The sequence below is a fragment of the Bradyrhizobium sp. Kon69 genome, assembly GCF_055807515.1.
In genome coordinates this window covers 55,149-70,031 of sequence record NZ_JBVVOS010000028.1, presented here as the reverse complement: position 1 = coordinate 70,031, position 14,883 = coordinate 55,149, and the positions used below count along the sequence as shown (strand labels likewise).

The window sequence follows — 14,883 nt, the reverse complement described above, 5'->3', positions numbered from 1 at the left end:
ACGAATGATGCATAGGCGACTCGCATTCATCGACACGCTGCGCGGCATTGCCGTGTTGTCGGTCCTGGTCCAGCATGTGTTCGAGGTGATCGTCCAGAAGCACCCGACGGGTGCCTATTACTGGCCCATCCACGATGTGTTCGGCTACTACATGAACTTTGGCCGGTTTGGCGTGGTGTTGTTCTTCTTCGTCAGCGGCTTCGTCATTCCGTTCAGCTTCCCGGACAGCGCCACGCCTGTGCGGGATTTTGCCATCAGCCGCTTCTTCCGGCTCTACCCGGCTTACTGGACCTCGCTCATAGTCGGGCTCGTGACGATGCAGCTGCTGGATTCGAAAATCTATCCGTTCGGGCAGATCGCCGCGAACGTGACGATGTTGCAGACCTTCGTGAACGTCCCGAACCTCTGGGTGTTCTATTGGACGCTGGCGATCGAGCTGCTGTTCTATGTCGGATGCACCATTCTGTTTGCGATGGGGCTGCTGAACCGGCGCTTTACGGCGGTGACGATCGTCATTGCGGCCGCGCTGGTCGGAACCACAGCTGCGCTCCTGGTTGAGAACAGGGCCGTTTCCTCGGTGATGGAGGTCGGGCTGAACCTGTCGGCGATGTTCCTGGGCAAGATCATCCGCGACACCGTCATCGGCGGAAAGCTGCGATGGTCCCACGTGGCGGTCTGCACGCTCCTGTATGCGATCTTCGCCATCGCCCTCGCCGATCGGCGGTTCGGAGGCGTCTACCACGAGAATTTCTTCTACAGTTATTCGATCGCAGCGGCCTATGTTTGCGCGGCGCTCGTCTTCATCGGCTTTGCCGTGTTCGGTGAGAGAATGGCGTGGCGCCCGATGGCGTTCGTCGGCGTGATCAGTTATTCGGTCTACCTGATGTCGCCGTTCGTGATCGTCTTCATTCATCGCCTCGTCTGGTTCGGCGACGGGCCGCTCGGATGGGCGATCTTCTTGACCCTGATCCTGGCGTTGTCGATCCTGGTCAGCTGGATGACGTTTACATACGTCGAGAAGCCCAGTATCGCGTTCGGACAAAGGTTTCGCTCGGCACGCAGAAAGAAGGTCGTTCTCGAGCCTGCGCTCAGTACCCAGGGTGCTGCAGAATGAGTAACGCGCCGCACCAGCCGGGCGCCGCCTACGACGGATCGTTCGTTCCGTCGGTCCAGGGGCTGCGCGGCATTGCGGCGCTGAGCGTGCTGATGGATCATTTCTACGACATGCCGAAGGGAGGCATGTACGACATCCCGGATCCCGGCTTCCTCCCGCCACTCTGGCTCTGGCTGCAATCGGTGATCAATGTCGGCGGGCATGGCGTCGAGCTGTTCTTCATGATCAGCGGCTTCCTGATCCCGGCGAGTCTGGTGCGGCACGGCTCGCTGTCGCGCTTCTTCTTCGATCGCGTCCTGCGCATCATGCCGGTGTTCGTCGTCCTGCATCTTGCGCTGTTCGCGATAGGTCCGATCGTCGGCTACAAGTTCTTCCGTGGAATCGACCTGACGAGCTATCTCGGGATCTTCGCGGCCAATCTGTTTTTCGTGCAGGACGCGCTTGGTATGCCCATCGCCCAGCAGAATGCCTGGACACTGACCTATGAGTGGGCGTTCTACATCTGGTTTGCAGTGACGTTCTCGATGCTGCGCGTCGGAGGCAAGATGCTGGCAGCCCCCCTGATCCTGCTGGGCATCGCTTGCCTGCTGCATTGGCCGATCACAGCGTTCTTCTGCGTCGGTATGCTCTACAGCGCCACCGGCTTTCGGATTCGTATTCCGGGACGTCTCGGCTTGGCCGTGGGCCTGGCTTGCGGAGCGGCCATGTATGCAAGCCTGGTGCTGTTTCACCCCTTCGTGGCGTTGCTTCCCGGCTTCCTGCTGTTCGGCATGGTGCTTGCCCCGGAGTCGGGCCTCGGCAAGGCTCTGAGCGTCCCGGCCCTGCAATATGTCGGCAAGATTAGCTACAGCCTCTATCTCGTGCACCCGTTCGTGCTCTTCCCGTTGCAGGTGATCGGCCTGAAGCTGGTCGCAGCCGGCGTCGATCGCTGGCTGCTGTGGGCCGCCTTCATCGTGCTCGGGCTCGTGATGTCGCTGGTCGCAAGCGCGGTCAGTTATGAGCTGATCGAGGTCAGGCTGAGGCGCCTGCTGGACGGCGTGATCCGCGGCATGGTCTTTCGGCCGTTGAAGGTCGGGCAATCGGTTTGAGCCGCCGCGTGCCCGTCGCGGTCAGCTCACGGTACGGCCGGCGAGCTTGTGATAGGACCCCAGCAGCTGTTCGGCGATGTGGTCCCAGTTCAAAATACCCGCCGCGGTTTGCCGTGCGCCGTCGGTCAATGTCGCGGCCAGCGGCTTCGAGGTCAGCACGCGTTCGAGTGCATCGGCCAATGCAGTGGCGTCGCCCGGTGGAACCAGCAGCCCGTTGACTCCGTCGGTGACGACGTCGGGAATGCCGCCGGTGGCGCTGGCAACGACGGGACGAGCATTGCCGTAAGCGGAGGCAAGCACGCCGCTCTGCGTTGCATCCTTGTAGGGCAGGGCGACCACGGTCGCCGACTGAAACAGCTGTCCGGTGTCCGCGGGCGAAATGTAGGCGTTGATGGTCTTGACCGTCGGCATCGCTTCCATCCGCGCCCCGAGCCGGGTCATTTCCGGGCCGCGGCCGGCGACGATCGCCTCATGCGCCACGCCGCGCTTGGCCAGTATGTCGATGGCGTCGATGAAGACGTCGAGGCCCTTGTAGGCCCACATCCGTCCAAAGAACAGGATGCGTGCGGCTTCGGGCGCCGCGACCGTACCTCGGGCCGGTGGAACCATGAGCACGCCGTGCATGCTGGAGACCGTTGCGCCCTTGAAGTCGGGCGAGGCGCGACGAAAACCGGCAATGCAACTCTCGCCATGTGTCGTGACGATCGAGGCTGCGGCGCGCATGCGTCCGCGCCAGCCGTCCTCGCGTGGCGAGGTGCCGGAGCCGCCCTCCGAATGCGGGATAGCATCGTGAACCGTCAGCACCAGGGGAATGCCGAGTGGGCGAAGGAACTGGATCAGCCGGGACGTGTAGATCTCCGGAACTTCGTGACAATGAACGACGTCCGGACGAAACGAAATTATGTCGAAGAAAGAGGCCGGGATCCCGAGCACGCCGCCGCGGCGCAGGCTCAAATCGCGAATCCGGGTTTCGAAGGGAGCCGCAACCGCGATATCGGCCAGTTCCCATTGCTGGTTGGCATCCTTGCGGTTGAGCACGAGCCTGACGTCGCAATGGTGAGCCAATCCCGCAGCGAGCCGGTAGGAATATTCTGCAAAATGCGGTGCGTAGATCGCCACACGCAGGCGTCTGGAATTGGGGATAGAACGCGGGGCGGGCGAATTCATCAAGGCATCCATTTTGCATCACATCGCAGAGAGCGATTGGAGTGTAGTCCACGATTTGAACTCACTTCCACTCTAAATCGGAATCGTGATGGCGCTCATCTGATTGCCATCACTCCGTCGTAATGTCGCGAGCAATCAGTCGCCGTTGTGAGCGGCGACAAGCGGTGGCGCGTCATCATCGTTTCGCGTCGTCTGGATCGAAATTGGGTCGAATTGTTGATGAACGTCACTCGAGGCAGGCAACATCAGGTCGTCGTGGCGCTGTTTTGGTCGCTCGCGCAGAATTGGGGCGGCCGCGCATTGTCGTTCGTGCTGTTCCTGGTGTTGGCTCGACTGCTCGATCCCGCGGATTTCGGCCTCGCGGCGCTGGTCGCCTTCGTCCTGCTGCTTTTGAGCTCCATCGCTGAATTCGGCTTCGGCGATGCGTTGATCCAGCGGCGGACGCTCGAGCCCGCCGATGTGACGCTGCCGTTCTTCTGCTCGTTTGCAGCCTCGGTGCTGCTGGCCGTTCTGATTGCACTCCTCGCGACACATATCGAGCGTTGGTTCGACGTGAAGGGGCTCGCGCCGCTGCTGACGGCCGCCAGTCTCTCGCTTCCGATCGGTACCGCGACCCTGTTCCAGGAGGCGCTCTACAAGCGCCAGATGGACTTTCGCGTGCTCGCGGTCAGGACCATGGTGGCGACAGCCGTCTCCGGCGTCGTTGGGATCGCCTGTGCCTATGCCGGGTTTGGCGCCCTCAGCCTCGTGATCCAGGTGGTCGTTCAGAGCGCGATCAGCGGCTTGTGGCTCTGGAGCCAGCCGCGATGGTTGCCGATGCGCGGCTACGATCTGAAGAGCCTCCGCGAGCTCTCCGGCTACAGCATCCACGTCATGCTGAACCGGCTGCTGGACTTCGCCATCGTGCGGACCATCGACATGATCATCCTGTCGCTCTATGGCGTCGCGGCGCTCGGCATCTACACGGTCGGGGCGAGAGTCTACCTGATCCTGATGCAACTTCTCACCCAGGCGGTCATGGACGTCGCGCTGAGCGCCTTGTCCAGGATCGCGCACGAGCGGGATCGCATCGCAGGCGCTTATCTGCGCAGCGTCAGTCTCGGCGCGCTGATCGGATCTCCCGTCTTCGTGCTGCTCGCGGCGATCGCGCCGGAGTTCTCCCTGCTGCTGTTTGGCGCGAAATGGGGCGGCAGCGAAGCCGTGATGCGGCCGCTGATGCTGATCGGCGCGGTCCAGACGGTGCAGTTCGTCAACAGCGCCTATTTCGGCGCGCTGGGGAAGCCGAACTATGTCTTTGGGCTCAACATCCTGAAATTCTGCACGGTCGTGCCGGCCATGTTCCTGCTTCCGTCGCGCGACATTGGTCAACTGGCCACGATCTTCGCGTTCTCGCAGCTCGTGGTGACCCCCGTCACGTTTGCGCTGGCGCTTCGGCTGCTTGGCTTGAACTGGAGCCAGTTTCTACGTCCCATCGCGGGCTGCCTTTGCGCCATCGTTCTGGCCTACGGCGCGGTCGTGCTGTGCCGGGAGGCGACGCTGGGCATGAACCCCTATTTGCGGATCGGGCTGCTGTCGTCCTGTTTTGGCGCGGCCTATCTGACGGGCCTTCTGCTGTTCTGGCGGAAGCAGCTCCTTTCCCTGATTGATTTCGTCGTGAAGCGCGGTGCGACCGCTTGATGAAGACGAGGAGACTGTCGTGAAGCAATTGATCCCGGTGCCCGTACGCAGGCAACTCCGAGGCTGGCTCAACAGCGCCAAGAATACGCCGTTGGCGCTCGATTTGCTCGAGCTGCGCAGATGGCAGAACGCCCGGAGGGACGTCGGCGTCAACGCCGCGCCGCGCAACGACCCGCGCCGGCTCGTCGTGCTCCCTTCCGATCCCTGGAGCGTTCGTCAGTCGCGCGGCGATGAGGCCATGATCGAAGCGGCCACGGGGGAGTTGAGGCGGACCTATCCGGATCTCGAGGTCTACATCGTCACCGCAACCGCAGCGGCCAGCGCGGACGTGCGCGCGATGGGTTTCAAGCCGCTCGAACTCTGGCGGCAGCCCTTTTCGTACGAGACGGTCGCCCAGGAGCTGTCGCTCACGAGGCCGGATTTCGGGCTGGTTCTCGGCGCCGATGTGCTCGACGGCTACTATTCTCCGGTCGATGCCGCGCGCATGCTGCTCGTCGCGGACCTGATGGCGGCATTCGGCGCCAAGGTCAGCGTGCTCGGATTCAGTTTCAATTCCCGCCCGGCCAAGGCGCTGCGCGAGGTGTTCCGGCTGCTAGATCCGGGCGTGGTCCTGAACCTGCGCGATGCGATATCCCTTCAGCGTTTCGACGATTTCGCCCGGAAACGCGCCCATCTGGTCGCCGACGCGGCGTTCATGCTGACGCCGCGGGCGGAGACGGCCGCAGTGAAGCAGATCGCGGCGACGATCGCGCGACAACGCGAGCAAGGTCGCAAGGTCTTCGTCTTCAACATCCATCCGATGTTGTTCAGGAAGCCGGAGCCGGCCAAGCTGCGGCACATGATAGAGCTCGCGGCGGTCGCCATTGAGCGGCTTGCTCGGGAGCACAATGCAAGCTGGCTGTTGCTCGCACATGATTACCGCCCCGAGATCGCCGACGACAATTGCCTGCGGCCGCTGGCCGACCGCCTCAAGCCCACGCTCGGCGATCACGTGCACCATGTCGATCAGGCGCTGTCGGCGGGCGAGATCAAGGCCGTGGTTGGTCGGGTCGACGGCGTGATCACCGGGCGCATGCATCTGGCGATTGCGGCGCTTGGGCAGGGCACGCCTGTCGCAGCGATCACCTATCAGGACAAGTTCCAGGGCCTGTTCGCACACTTTGGCGTCAGCGAATCGCTGTTGCTGTCGCCGACCCAGTTCCTGGTCGACGACAGCTTTGAGAAGTTCGTGCTGCACTTCCTGGGCGCACACGAAGCCGCCGGCGGGAAGGTGCGGCAGATGCTCCCCGAAGTCATGGAACTGTCCCGCGCCAACATCGCACCGCTGCTGGGCGAGAGCGCGATGCGGGCTGTGCCGGAGGCCGACGGGAAGGTCGCTTGAACGGCCTCATGTCATCGGCAGGCGGTCAGTTGACCGCCCGTTCGGTGGTGTTGTCAAAGCGGACGGAGGTGTCGGTTGCGGCCGCCTTGCGCGGGGATGCGGCCCCGATGTCGGCCCAGCGGTTGATGAAGCGCCGCGCCGGATTTTCGAAATAGGCGTAGGTGCGGTCAGCGATGACGGTCAGGACCACACAGCACGCCAGGGCGAACAGGGCGAACTGATCAGGCCGCAGTCCGAGCCAGGTCCACAACGGCTTGAACACGGCAATGAGAACCGCATCATGCAGCATGTAGATCGCATATGAGGTGTTGCCGAGCCGTCCAAGCAGGCGGGCACCCGGAAACTGCCTGAAGGCGCTTTCGCCGACCGCAGTGAGCAGGATCGCGCAGGAGAACAGGACAATGGCCAGATCCGGCTTGGCGAAGACGTTGAGGACGAGCACGGAGAGGCCGAATGTGCCGATGCCGGCGAAGATCATCCGCTTGTGCCGATAGGGATGCGACATCCGAAATAGGATGGCGAGCAGGATGCCATTCAGGAAGCTCGGCAGCGCGCGGAGCATCCCGTAGTCGAAATTGGCTCCATACATCTGCGACCGTTCCTGCCAGATCGGCAGATGGCCGTGGGCAAGAACCAGATAGAGCGCTGCGACGATCGCGCCAAGCACGATCGGCTGGACCTTGCGCGCAAGCAGCATCAGCAGCGGAAACACCAGATAGCAGAAGAATTCCGCGCTGATCGACCAGGACGGCGAGTTGAAGCTGAGATGGTCGGTGACGCCCCAGGCCTGGAGCAGCACAAGGTTGTACAGGAAGTCCAGCGGGGTCGAGCGGGCCGTGCGCTCCAGGCCGACGCCGATGAGCACCACGAAGATGAGCAAGCTCAGCAGGTGCAGCGGATAGATCCGTGCAATGCGACGGATCATGAAACGGGAATAGGCCGCCACGCCACGCGCGTCGGACGGGTAGGAATAGGAGATCACGAAGCCGGACAGGATGAAGAACATGTCCACGAACAGGCCGTAGGACCCGTTCCAGGCCGGCGAAATGCCAGTGTCGATCAGCTTCAGGTGGAAGATGAAGACCCCGAGCGCGGCGACGAAGCGGTAGAAGTCGAGAACGACAAAACGTCTTGCTTCACTGGCTTCCATCGGGTCTCGGAGTCCTTGCGCGGTTCATCTCTCTTCTAGAGTCGAATTGTGACGCAAGTTCGCTGGATGCAGCGGCGGAGGCAGCGTGATCGCGAATCGGTCAGCCTCGAGTTCCTCGAGACCGTCTTGCCAGGGAAGCGAACGTCTTCATCGTCCCAACACTGCCTCTTGATGAGGCAGACGCCAAGTGAGCGGGCCGGGACCTTGATGGGTCCCGGCCCGCTCGACGTTGATGCAGCAATCAGTCCGCCCGGCTCAGACGAACACGAAGTCGTGGCTCGTCAGGCTGGAGACATAGACGTTCTTCAGCAGGATCGAATCACTGTCCGAAAACGTGATCAGCGCATTCGTGCCGGACTGCGTGATCTGCAGGTGACCGTAGTCCGCGGCCAGCAGCTTCGAGATCTGGACCACGTCGTGCGTCGTGCCGTCGCCGGCCTGGAAGTTGAGGATCTGGTCCTGGCCATGATCGTAGGCGATGGTGGTCGAGTTCGGCGCGGCCGAGAACACGTCGTTGCCGGCCCCGCCCTGGATCGTCACGCCGCCGGCGACAGCCGTGACATTGTGGGTGCCGTCGGCCTTGCTCTGATCGAAGAATTGCAGCGCGCTGGCGGAGTTGTAGTTCTCGTGCTGCGTCGTCCCGGTCTGTCCGTTGAAGTTGAAAAGGAAGACGTCCTTGGAGCCGTCGGTGTGGTTGGCGATCTCCTGGGTCTTGGTGCCGGCGCTGTTGTAGATGTCCGTCAGCTTGCTGCCGTCGTCGTGGATGACCTGGGTATAGTCCAGAGTCCCGTCGGCGTGGGTCCGGGTGAGCTCGACCATCTTGCCGGAGGCATCGAGGTGCTGATGCTGGGTCGTGTACGACTGCCCGGTGATATTGTAGTTCCAGTTGTCGGACGTGCCGTCGGCGTTCTTGATGTAGGCAGCGCTTTTCACGCCGCCGCTATAGACGGTCGTGGAGCTGTAACCATCGCTCTTGGTCGTCACCTCGCTGGTGATGACGCCGTGGGCGTCGTACCAGTCGGAGGTCTTGGCTCCGTCGGCGCTTTGCTTCAGCGTGAAGGCCAGGCCGTTGTCCGCGTGGGTGCGAACGATATCGGTGAGGAAGCCGGTCGAATCGTAGCTGTCGTGCTCGTTCGTGTAGGTCTGGCCGGCGACGTTGAACTGAAAGACGTCCTTCGAACCATCGGCGTGGTAGTCGGTTTCCGTCTTCTTGACGCCTGATGCATCGTAGTTGGTGACCACGCTGCTGCCGTCGCTATTGACGATTTGGGTATAGTCGAGCGAGTTGTCCGCATGCCAACGGGTCACCTCGGTGGTCTGGCCGGACGGATCGAGGTGCTGGTACTGCGTGGTGTAGCTCTGACCGATGATGTTGTAGCTGTAATTGTCGTGACTCATGTCGGCGTTGGTGATGTACGCCGCGGTCTTCACGCCGTTGGTGTACACCGTGGTCGCGCTGTAGCCGCTCGGCTTCTGGAGCACCTCGCTGGTGAGGACGCCGCTGGCGTCGTACCAGTCCGTGGTCTTGGTCCCATCGGCGCTCTGCAACAGCTTGAACGCCATGCTGCCGTCGGCGTGCTTGCGTATCAGCGTGGTGAGGAAGCCGGTCGCATCGTAGATGTCGTGCTCGGTCGTGTAGGTCTGGCCGGCGATGTTGAAGAGGAAGACGTCCTTGCTGCCGTCGGCATGGAAGTCGGTTTCCTTGGTCCGCGATCCCGCGGCATCATAATTGGTGACGACGCTGCCGCCGTCGCTGTTGATGACCTGGGTATAGTCGAGCGTGCCGTCGGCATGCTTGCGGGTCACGGCGGTGACCTTGCCCGTGGGATCGACGTGCTGGATCAGCGTGGTGTAGCTCTGGCCTGTGATGCCGTAGGCGGTATTGTCCTGGCTGCCGTCGGCATTCTTCACATAGGCGTTGGTCTTGACGCCGTTGCTGTAGAGCGTGGTCGAGGAGAAGCCGTCGGCCTTCTGGACCACCTCGCTGGTGAGACTGCCGGCGGCATTGTACCAATCGGTCGTCTTGGTGCCGGCGGTCGTCTGCGTGAGCTTGAAGGCAAGGCTGCCGTCGCTGTGCAATCGCGTCAGGCCGGTGAGGAAGCCGGTGGCGTTGTAGACGTCGTGCTCGGTCGCGTAGGTCTGGCCGGTGATGTTGTAGGTCCAGACATCCTTGCTGTGGTCGGCGTGATAGGCGGTCTCGACCAGCTTGACGCCCGTGGCGCTATAGGTGGTGATCACGCTGCTGCCGTCGGGGTTGTAGACTTGCGTCGAGTCCAGCGAGCCGTCGGCGTGGCTGCGGGTCACCGAGGTGATCTTTCCGGATGCATCGAGGTGTTGAACCTGGGTCGTGAAGCTCTTGCCCGTGATGCCGTAGGTGTAATTGTCCTGCGAGCCGTCGGCATTCTTGACATAGGCGGCGGTTTTCACGCCGCTCGTATAGAGCGTGGTGGAGTAATAGCCGTCGGACTTCTGGACCACTTCGCTCAGCAGGGTTCCGGCGGTGTTGTAGGTGTCGGTGGTCCTGGTTGCGTCGGTGCCGACGTGAACGAATTTCGTCTTCACGCCGCCGGTGTAGCTGATCAGGTCCTTGGAACCGTCGGTGTAGGCGACGGTGGTCGAGGTCGGCTGTCCGCTCGAATTCAGGCCGGTGTCCGACTTCGACAGCAGCGTCCCGCCGGAATTGTAGGTGTTCGTGCTCCGCCAGGTCGCGGCCGTATTCGTTACCGAGAACGAGTATCCCCCCTCGATCTTGGAGAGAGCGCCGCCGTAATGGGCGATCATGTAGTCCATGGTCGCCTTCGAGGCGACCGGTAGGACATGCGAGTCGGTCAGCGTGATCGTCTTCAGCGCCGTCGACGTGCTGAGGTCGGACAATTGCGGCACGATCTCGGCAGCGGTGCCGCTGACACTGGTCCGCGTGTCCGGCGGAGTCGTGGTGGTCGGAGGGGCATCGATCTCGATGATCAGCGGGTGATCGCTGACCGGAATAGTGATCGTGCTGACGTCGGTATAGCTGGCGATCGCAGTGGTTCCCGTCAGCGTGTCGTACACCTTGACCGAATGATGCACGCCGCCGAGGTTCACGGTGACCGTCTGAGCCGGATTGGAGACCTCGGTATCGGTGGGATCGTTCCAGAGCTTCGGCTCCGCCCACACCACGAGCTCGTAAGCGCCGTTGCTCTTGCCGAGCACCATGCTGTTGCCGGTGGCCGGCATGTTGCTCAGGGTGTAGTTCAGTGGATCAGTCGGCTGCAGGTTTCCCTTGCCGTCGTCGGCCAGAATGGTCGTCAAATTGTGAATGGCCGTGGCGGCGAGCTTCGGCGTCCCGTCGGAATTGAACAACCCGAAATTGGCCTCGGGGTTGGTATTGCTGGCGGAGGAGTCGCGGTCGAGCAGCTCGTAGAGATAAGTCGCGCTCACGCCCGCCTTGTAGGCATCGACCAGGGTGTTCAGGATCGATTTGGCCTGCACCGTCTCGTTGACGCCGAGATATTGGGTGTTGGCCTGCGTGGTGTAGCCGGTCTCGGTGATGACGACCGGTTTTCCCGGTGCCGCGGCCATCACGGCGCTCAGCGTGGCCGAAATCGAGCTGCCGGTCGTCAGGCTGGTGCTGACATAGGCGTGGGCGTTGGCGTAGTCGACCGAGCCCGACATGTTGCCGAGCTGGCTGTAGCCCTGCGGATCGTTATAGGCCAGTGACAGATTGTACACGGGGATGCTGCCGAGCGCGGCATTGGCGTTGACCGCCTGATAGAGCGCGCTCTGGAACTGAGCCGCGGCGGTAAGACTCGAGCTGCCATTGTAGCTGAAGGGCTGGTGATTGGCCTCGTTGAGCCCTTCGATGGCGCTGATGCTGCCCGGGTGGCTCGTCGCGAACTTCTGGAGCGAGGCGATGTAGTTCTGCAGCCCGGTTGTGCCGGTCTGGGGCAGGGCGGACGACACCAGGAAGTCGAACTTGTAGCCGGCAGCAGCCAGACCCTCGACGACGGGTTGCGCCGCCGGGCTGGTTCCCATGGCGTCGCGGAGATGGGTGACACCGAGATACATGAGGTCATCGACCATCAGCGCGAGATTGTTGTAGCCGGTCCAGCCGAAGCCGGCATGCGTGTTCACGCCGATGGAGTTGATGAAGCCGCTGGCGGACAGGATGGTTTGATCGGACATTGCACACTCGATTTCAGCGCGAGCGAAAATGCTCGCAGGGATTGCGTTCAAGCTTCTCTGTCGAGTGTGAATTTCAGATAAAAATCGAAGCTACAAATCGCGAGCGAAACGAGTTCCTTGTGCAGGAACAGAATCGATCTCTGCGCAGCAGAATATGAATGAGATGCCGGGACAGGATGACGTGAGGAGGGCGCTTTCGTGATTTTCACCAATTGCGGTGCTGAATATATGCGCAACTCTCGCGAGTGAATTCGTACGACGGTGCGACGCGGCCCGCTTGTCCACCGTTCGGAGTGTCTTTCGTTTCGTGCCTTCGGCAACCCATGCGTTTTCTTGCATGCGAAGTTCGCACATGCCGCTTCGATTAGATGTTGTAATTTACTCGTTTTGGTTGTGGATGCCCAGCAATGGTGCAGGTGCGCGTTGCTGAAGTTTATCCGCAACCCGACCTGCGTCGCAGACTTGGATGCGACGAACTAGCCGCGGCGGGTCAGCAATAGAAAATCCCCGCGCCATCCGATGACCGCCGTCGCGATCGCGGCGATCACGATCTTGCCGGTGAGCCATGTCGCGGGCCCGGTCGGCATCGCAGCGAGCGATCCGATCAGGATGGCGGCCGCAAGGGCCTGCATGACCAACGACAAGCGCGGGAATGCCTCGAACCGCAGGGTCGGACCAAGCGCGATCAGGATCGTGGCGAGGGTAGCGAGCGCAGCGCAGCCGACGGCCTGCTGCGGCGACAGTCCGGCCCATACCGCCGCCAGCGCGACGGCCGCGACGATCGCGAGCTGACCGGCCGCGACGACCACAAGCCGGGTCGCGAGCTTCTCCAGGTGTGGAACCACTGCGACGGTCGCTTGGAGATGCGTGTGCAGGAAATAGAAGGCGGCCACCGCGGGGGCCGTCGCCAGGAACCCGTCAAGGCTCTCCCGCGGCACCAGGATACGGGCCGCATCCGGAATGAAGCCGACCAGGCCGCCGAGCAGCACGAGGGTCGTGCAGATCATGAATTCGAACATCCGCCGGGCCGATTGAACCGACTTCATGACGGTCCCGTGTTCGAAGTCCTTGACGACATCGGGATAGCTCACGGTGTGGATCGCGGCGTTGAGGACCCAGAACGGACGTTGCAGCAGGTCGAGCGCCATCGAAAATCCGGCACCTGCCCCGGTCGCGCCCAGGCGGCCGATGATGATGACACGGAGCAGCACAGGTACCGACAAATGGATGACGGAGGCGCCTGCCGCGAGCATGCCGTAGCCGGCGAAAGTCTTCCAGTCAGCCAGCATCGCCTGCAAAGAGGCGCGCTCCAGCGGCGTGCGGTATGCGACGAGCCCGGCGACGAGGCCCAGCAAGTGGCCCGACGCAATCCCGAGCAGCGCTGCTTCAGCCGTCCCCGAAATCACGCCTCCCGCCGCTGCCCCCGCCAGAAGTGCGGTGGCACGCAGCGCAAGGAGAGAGGATGCGACGCCGAGCCGGTCGGACAGACGGACCGACAGGAAGTAGAGATCTGCCAGGCCCTGAAGCACGGATATGCCCAGGCCCAACGCGATGATTCCTGCCGGGAGCGCACTCGCCAGGGACGCGCAGCTTCCGACCACAACGAGCGCGGCCGCGCTCGAAAGGCCTGCTGCAAACAGCGACCATCTCAGCCGCGCCGCCTCGTTGTCCCCGGCTGCGGCGAGAAAACGAAGTCCGGCCAGCTGCAGCCACTCGAACATCAGGACGCAGAGCAATTGGCTCGAGGCCAGCGCGAGCGAAAAGTTGGTGTAGTCGGCGGCGGGCAGCAGATGGCTGATCGCGAAGATCAGGATGACCGCCGCGGCGCTTTGATAGACATAGCCCGCCATCGCGAGGAGGCGTGTCATCTCGGAATGAGGCGCTCCTTGCCGACGGACCGCCCTTGTGGCGCGTCGGACGTTACAGCACGCACGCGCGACATTCGCTGCTCGCGCAATTGCTCATACAAGCTCTTGTATGAAGATAGCACGTCGGAGAAGATCCACTTGTTGGTATCGGCGATGAGCCGCCGGCTGATCTCGTCGATCTTGTGCGGATCTGCTGCGACCGCGAGCATGCTTTTGGCGAGGGCTTGCTGATCGGCTTCGGTCAGCCAGCCGGTCACTCCGTGCTCGATTACCTCGGGCATGCCGCCGAAGCGCGTTCCCAGCAGCGGCCTGCCGGCCGCCTTGGCATCTGCGACGACCAGCGGACCGGGATCGTGCCAGATGGAGGGCGCGACCACCACGTCGACCTGCTTGTAGAAATCGTCGGGCGCCACGAAGCCCATGAACTCTATTCGTGCATCCGGCGCGAGCGTCCTGAGGCGCCGTTGCTCCTCGTCACTGACCCGGCCGGCGATCAACATGCGGATGCGATCCCGGGGCAGCAGGGCCAGGGCCCGCATCAGGTTCTCGATGCCCTTTTCTTCCGTGAGGCGGCCGATGAATCCGAACGTCACCTCCGTGGTGCAGATCGGACGCGGATAGGGCTCGCGCGGCGGCTCGGTCGAGGCGTTGCGGATCACGGTGCGGATCGGCGTCTCCGAGAACATGCCCATGTCGGTATGAATCGACAGGACGCGCTCGCTGACGCCGACCACGGCACTGAGCCAGTGCGTGGCCCGCTTGCGATGAAAGCTCAGGATTCCGCAGCTCGTGCAGGTGTGCTCGCAGGACCGTCCGTTCTCGAAGCGCGAGCAGCGCGGACAGGTCAGGTAATAGTCGTGAAGCGTGTGGAGCACGGGAACCCCGAGCTGGGCGGCAACGCGCCAGACCGCGGTGGTGAGACCCGACAGATTGTTGGAGTGCAGCACGTCCGGCTTGAAGGCCCGGATGCGTTCCGCGATCAGGGGGGCCTGCATCTGCCAGTCGTCGACCGCGTGCCAGATGCTGCGCAATGCGACGTTTTTCTGCTCCGTGAAGGGCAGGTACACGTTCCGCACCGGCGCGGAATGGACGTTGATGCCGTCGCAGGTTTCCGGAGCTTGCCCGGGCGTAGATGCGGCCCGGATCACTTCCACCTCGTCACCGCGCTGCACCAGCCCTTCGGCGAAGCGTCGGGCGAAGATCTCGGCGCCGCCGACGATCTTTGGGGCCTGAGGCGTCGGATAAAGCGTGGACGTCAAAAGAACTTTCATCGC

Annotated in this window: 9 protein-coding genes; 4 read left to right on the top strand and 5 right to left on the bottom strand. The window is 62.6% G+C overall.

Annotation, left to right across the window (positions count from 1 at the left end; translation table 11 throughout):
* Positions 1-4 precede the first annotated feature (4 nt).
* Together AC0L3U_RS30680 and AC0L3U_RS30675 are read left to right on the top strand one after the other, a co-directional pair.
* Positions 5-1,114: an acyltransferase family protein gene (locus AC0L3U_RS30680; RefSeq protein WP_007606788.1), complete on the top strand. Its 1,110-nt coding sequence runs from the start codon at positions 5-7 to the stop codon at positions 1,112-1,114.
* Positions 1,111-2,202, top strand: coding sequence for an acyltransferase family protein (locus AC0L3U_RS30675; RefSeq protein ID WP_007606789.1), 1,092 nt, complete (start codon positions 1,111-1,113; stop codon positions 2,200-2,202). Before AC0L3U_RS30680 ends, AC0L3U_RS30675 begins: the two co-directional genes overlap by 4 nt.
* 21 nt (positions 2,203-2,223) lie before the next feature.
* On the opposite strand, the gene AC0L3U_RS30670 is transcribed toward AC0L3U_RS30675, so the two are convergent.
* Positions 2,224-3,369 (bottom strand): glycosyltransferase family 4 protein, encoded by a 1,146-nt coding sequence (locus AC0L3U_RS30670; protein WP_473294078.1) that lies wholly within the window; start codon positions 3,367-3,369, stop codon positions 2,224-2,226.
* A 219-nt stretch (positions 3,370-3,588) separates the two neighbouring features.
* On the opposite strand from AC0L3U_RS30670, the gene AC0L3U_RS30665 reads away from it, so the two are divergent.
* Positions 3,589-5,046 (top strand): lipopolysaccharide biosynthesis protein, encoded by a 1,458-nt coding sequence (locus AC0L3U_RS30665; protein WP_007606791.1) that lies wholly within the window; start codon positions 3,589-3,591, stop codon positions 5,044-5,046.
* 19 nt (positions 5,047-5,065) lie between these two features.
* Positions 5,066-6,427: a polysaccharide pyruvyl transferase family protein gene (locus AC0L3U_RS30660; protein WP_007606792.1), complete on the top strand. Its 1,362-nt coding sequence runs from the start codon at positions 5,066-5,068 to the stop codon at positions 6,425-6,427.
* Between the two features lie 25 nt (positions 6,428-6,452).
* On the opposite strand, the gene AC0L3U_RS30655 is transcribed toward AC0L3U_RS30660, so the two are convergent.
* The 4 genes from AC0L3U_RS30655 to AC0L3U_RS30640 form a co-directional block, all read right to left on the bottom strand.
* A complete protein-coding gene (locus tag AC0L3U_RS30655) occupies positions 6,453-7,577 on the bottom strand; it encodes an acyltransferase family protein (RefSeq protein WP_007606793.1) in 1,125 nt (374 codons plus the stop codon).
* A gap of 255 nt (positions 7,578-7,832) precedes the next feature.
* The gene (locus AC0L3U_RS30650; RefSeq protein WP_473364284.1) at positions 7,833-11,741 is read right to left on the bottom strand and encodes an RHS repeat domain-containing protein; all 3,909 of its coding nucleotides are present in this window, start codon (positions 11,739-11,741) and stop codon (positions 7,833-7,835) included.
* Between the two features lie 476 nt (positions 11,742-12,217).
* Positions 12,218-13,609, bottom strand: a complete 1,392-nt coding sequence (locus tag AC0L3U_RS30645) for a hypothetical protein (protein ID WP_007606797.1) — start codon at positions 13,607-13,609, stop codon at positions 12,218-12,220.
* Positions 13,606-14,880, bottom strand: a complete 1,275-nt coding sequence (locus tag AC0L3U_RS30640; RefSeq protein ID WP_473294080.1) for a glycosyltransferase family 4 protein — start codon at positions 14,878-14,880, stop codon at positions 13,606-13,608. The genes AC0L3U_RS30645 and AC0L3U_RS30640 overlap by 4 nt, the downstream gene beginning before the upstream one ends.
* Between the last annotated feature and the right edge of the window lie 3 nt (positions 14,881-14,883).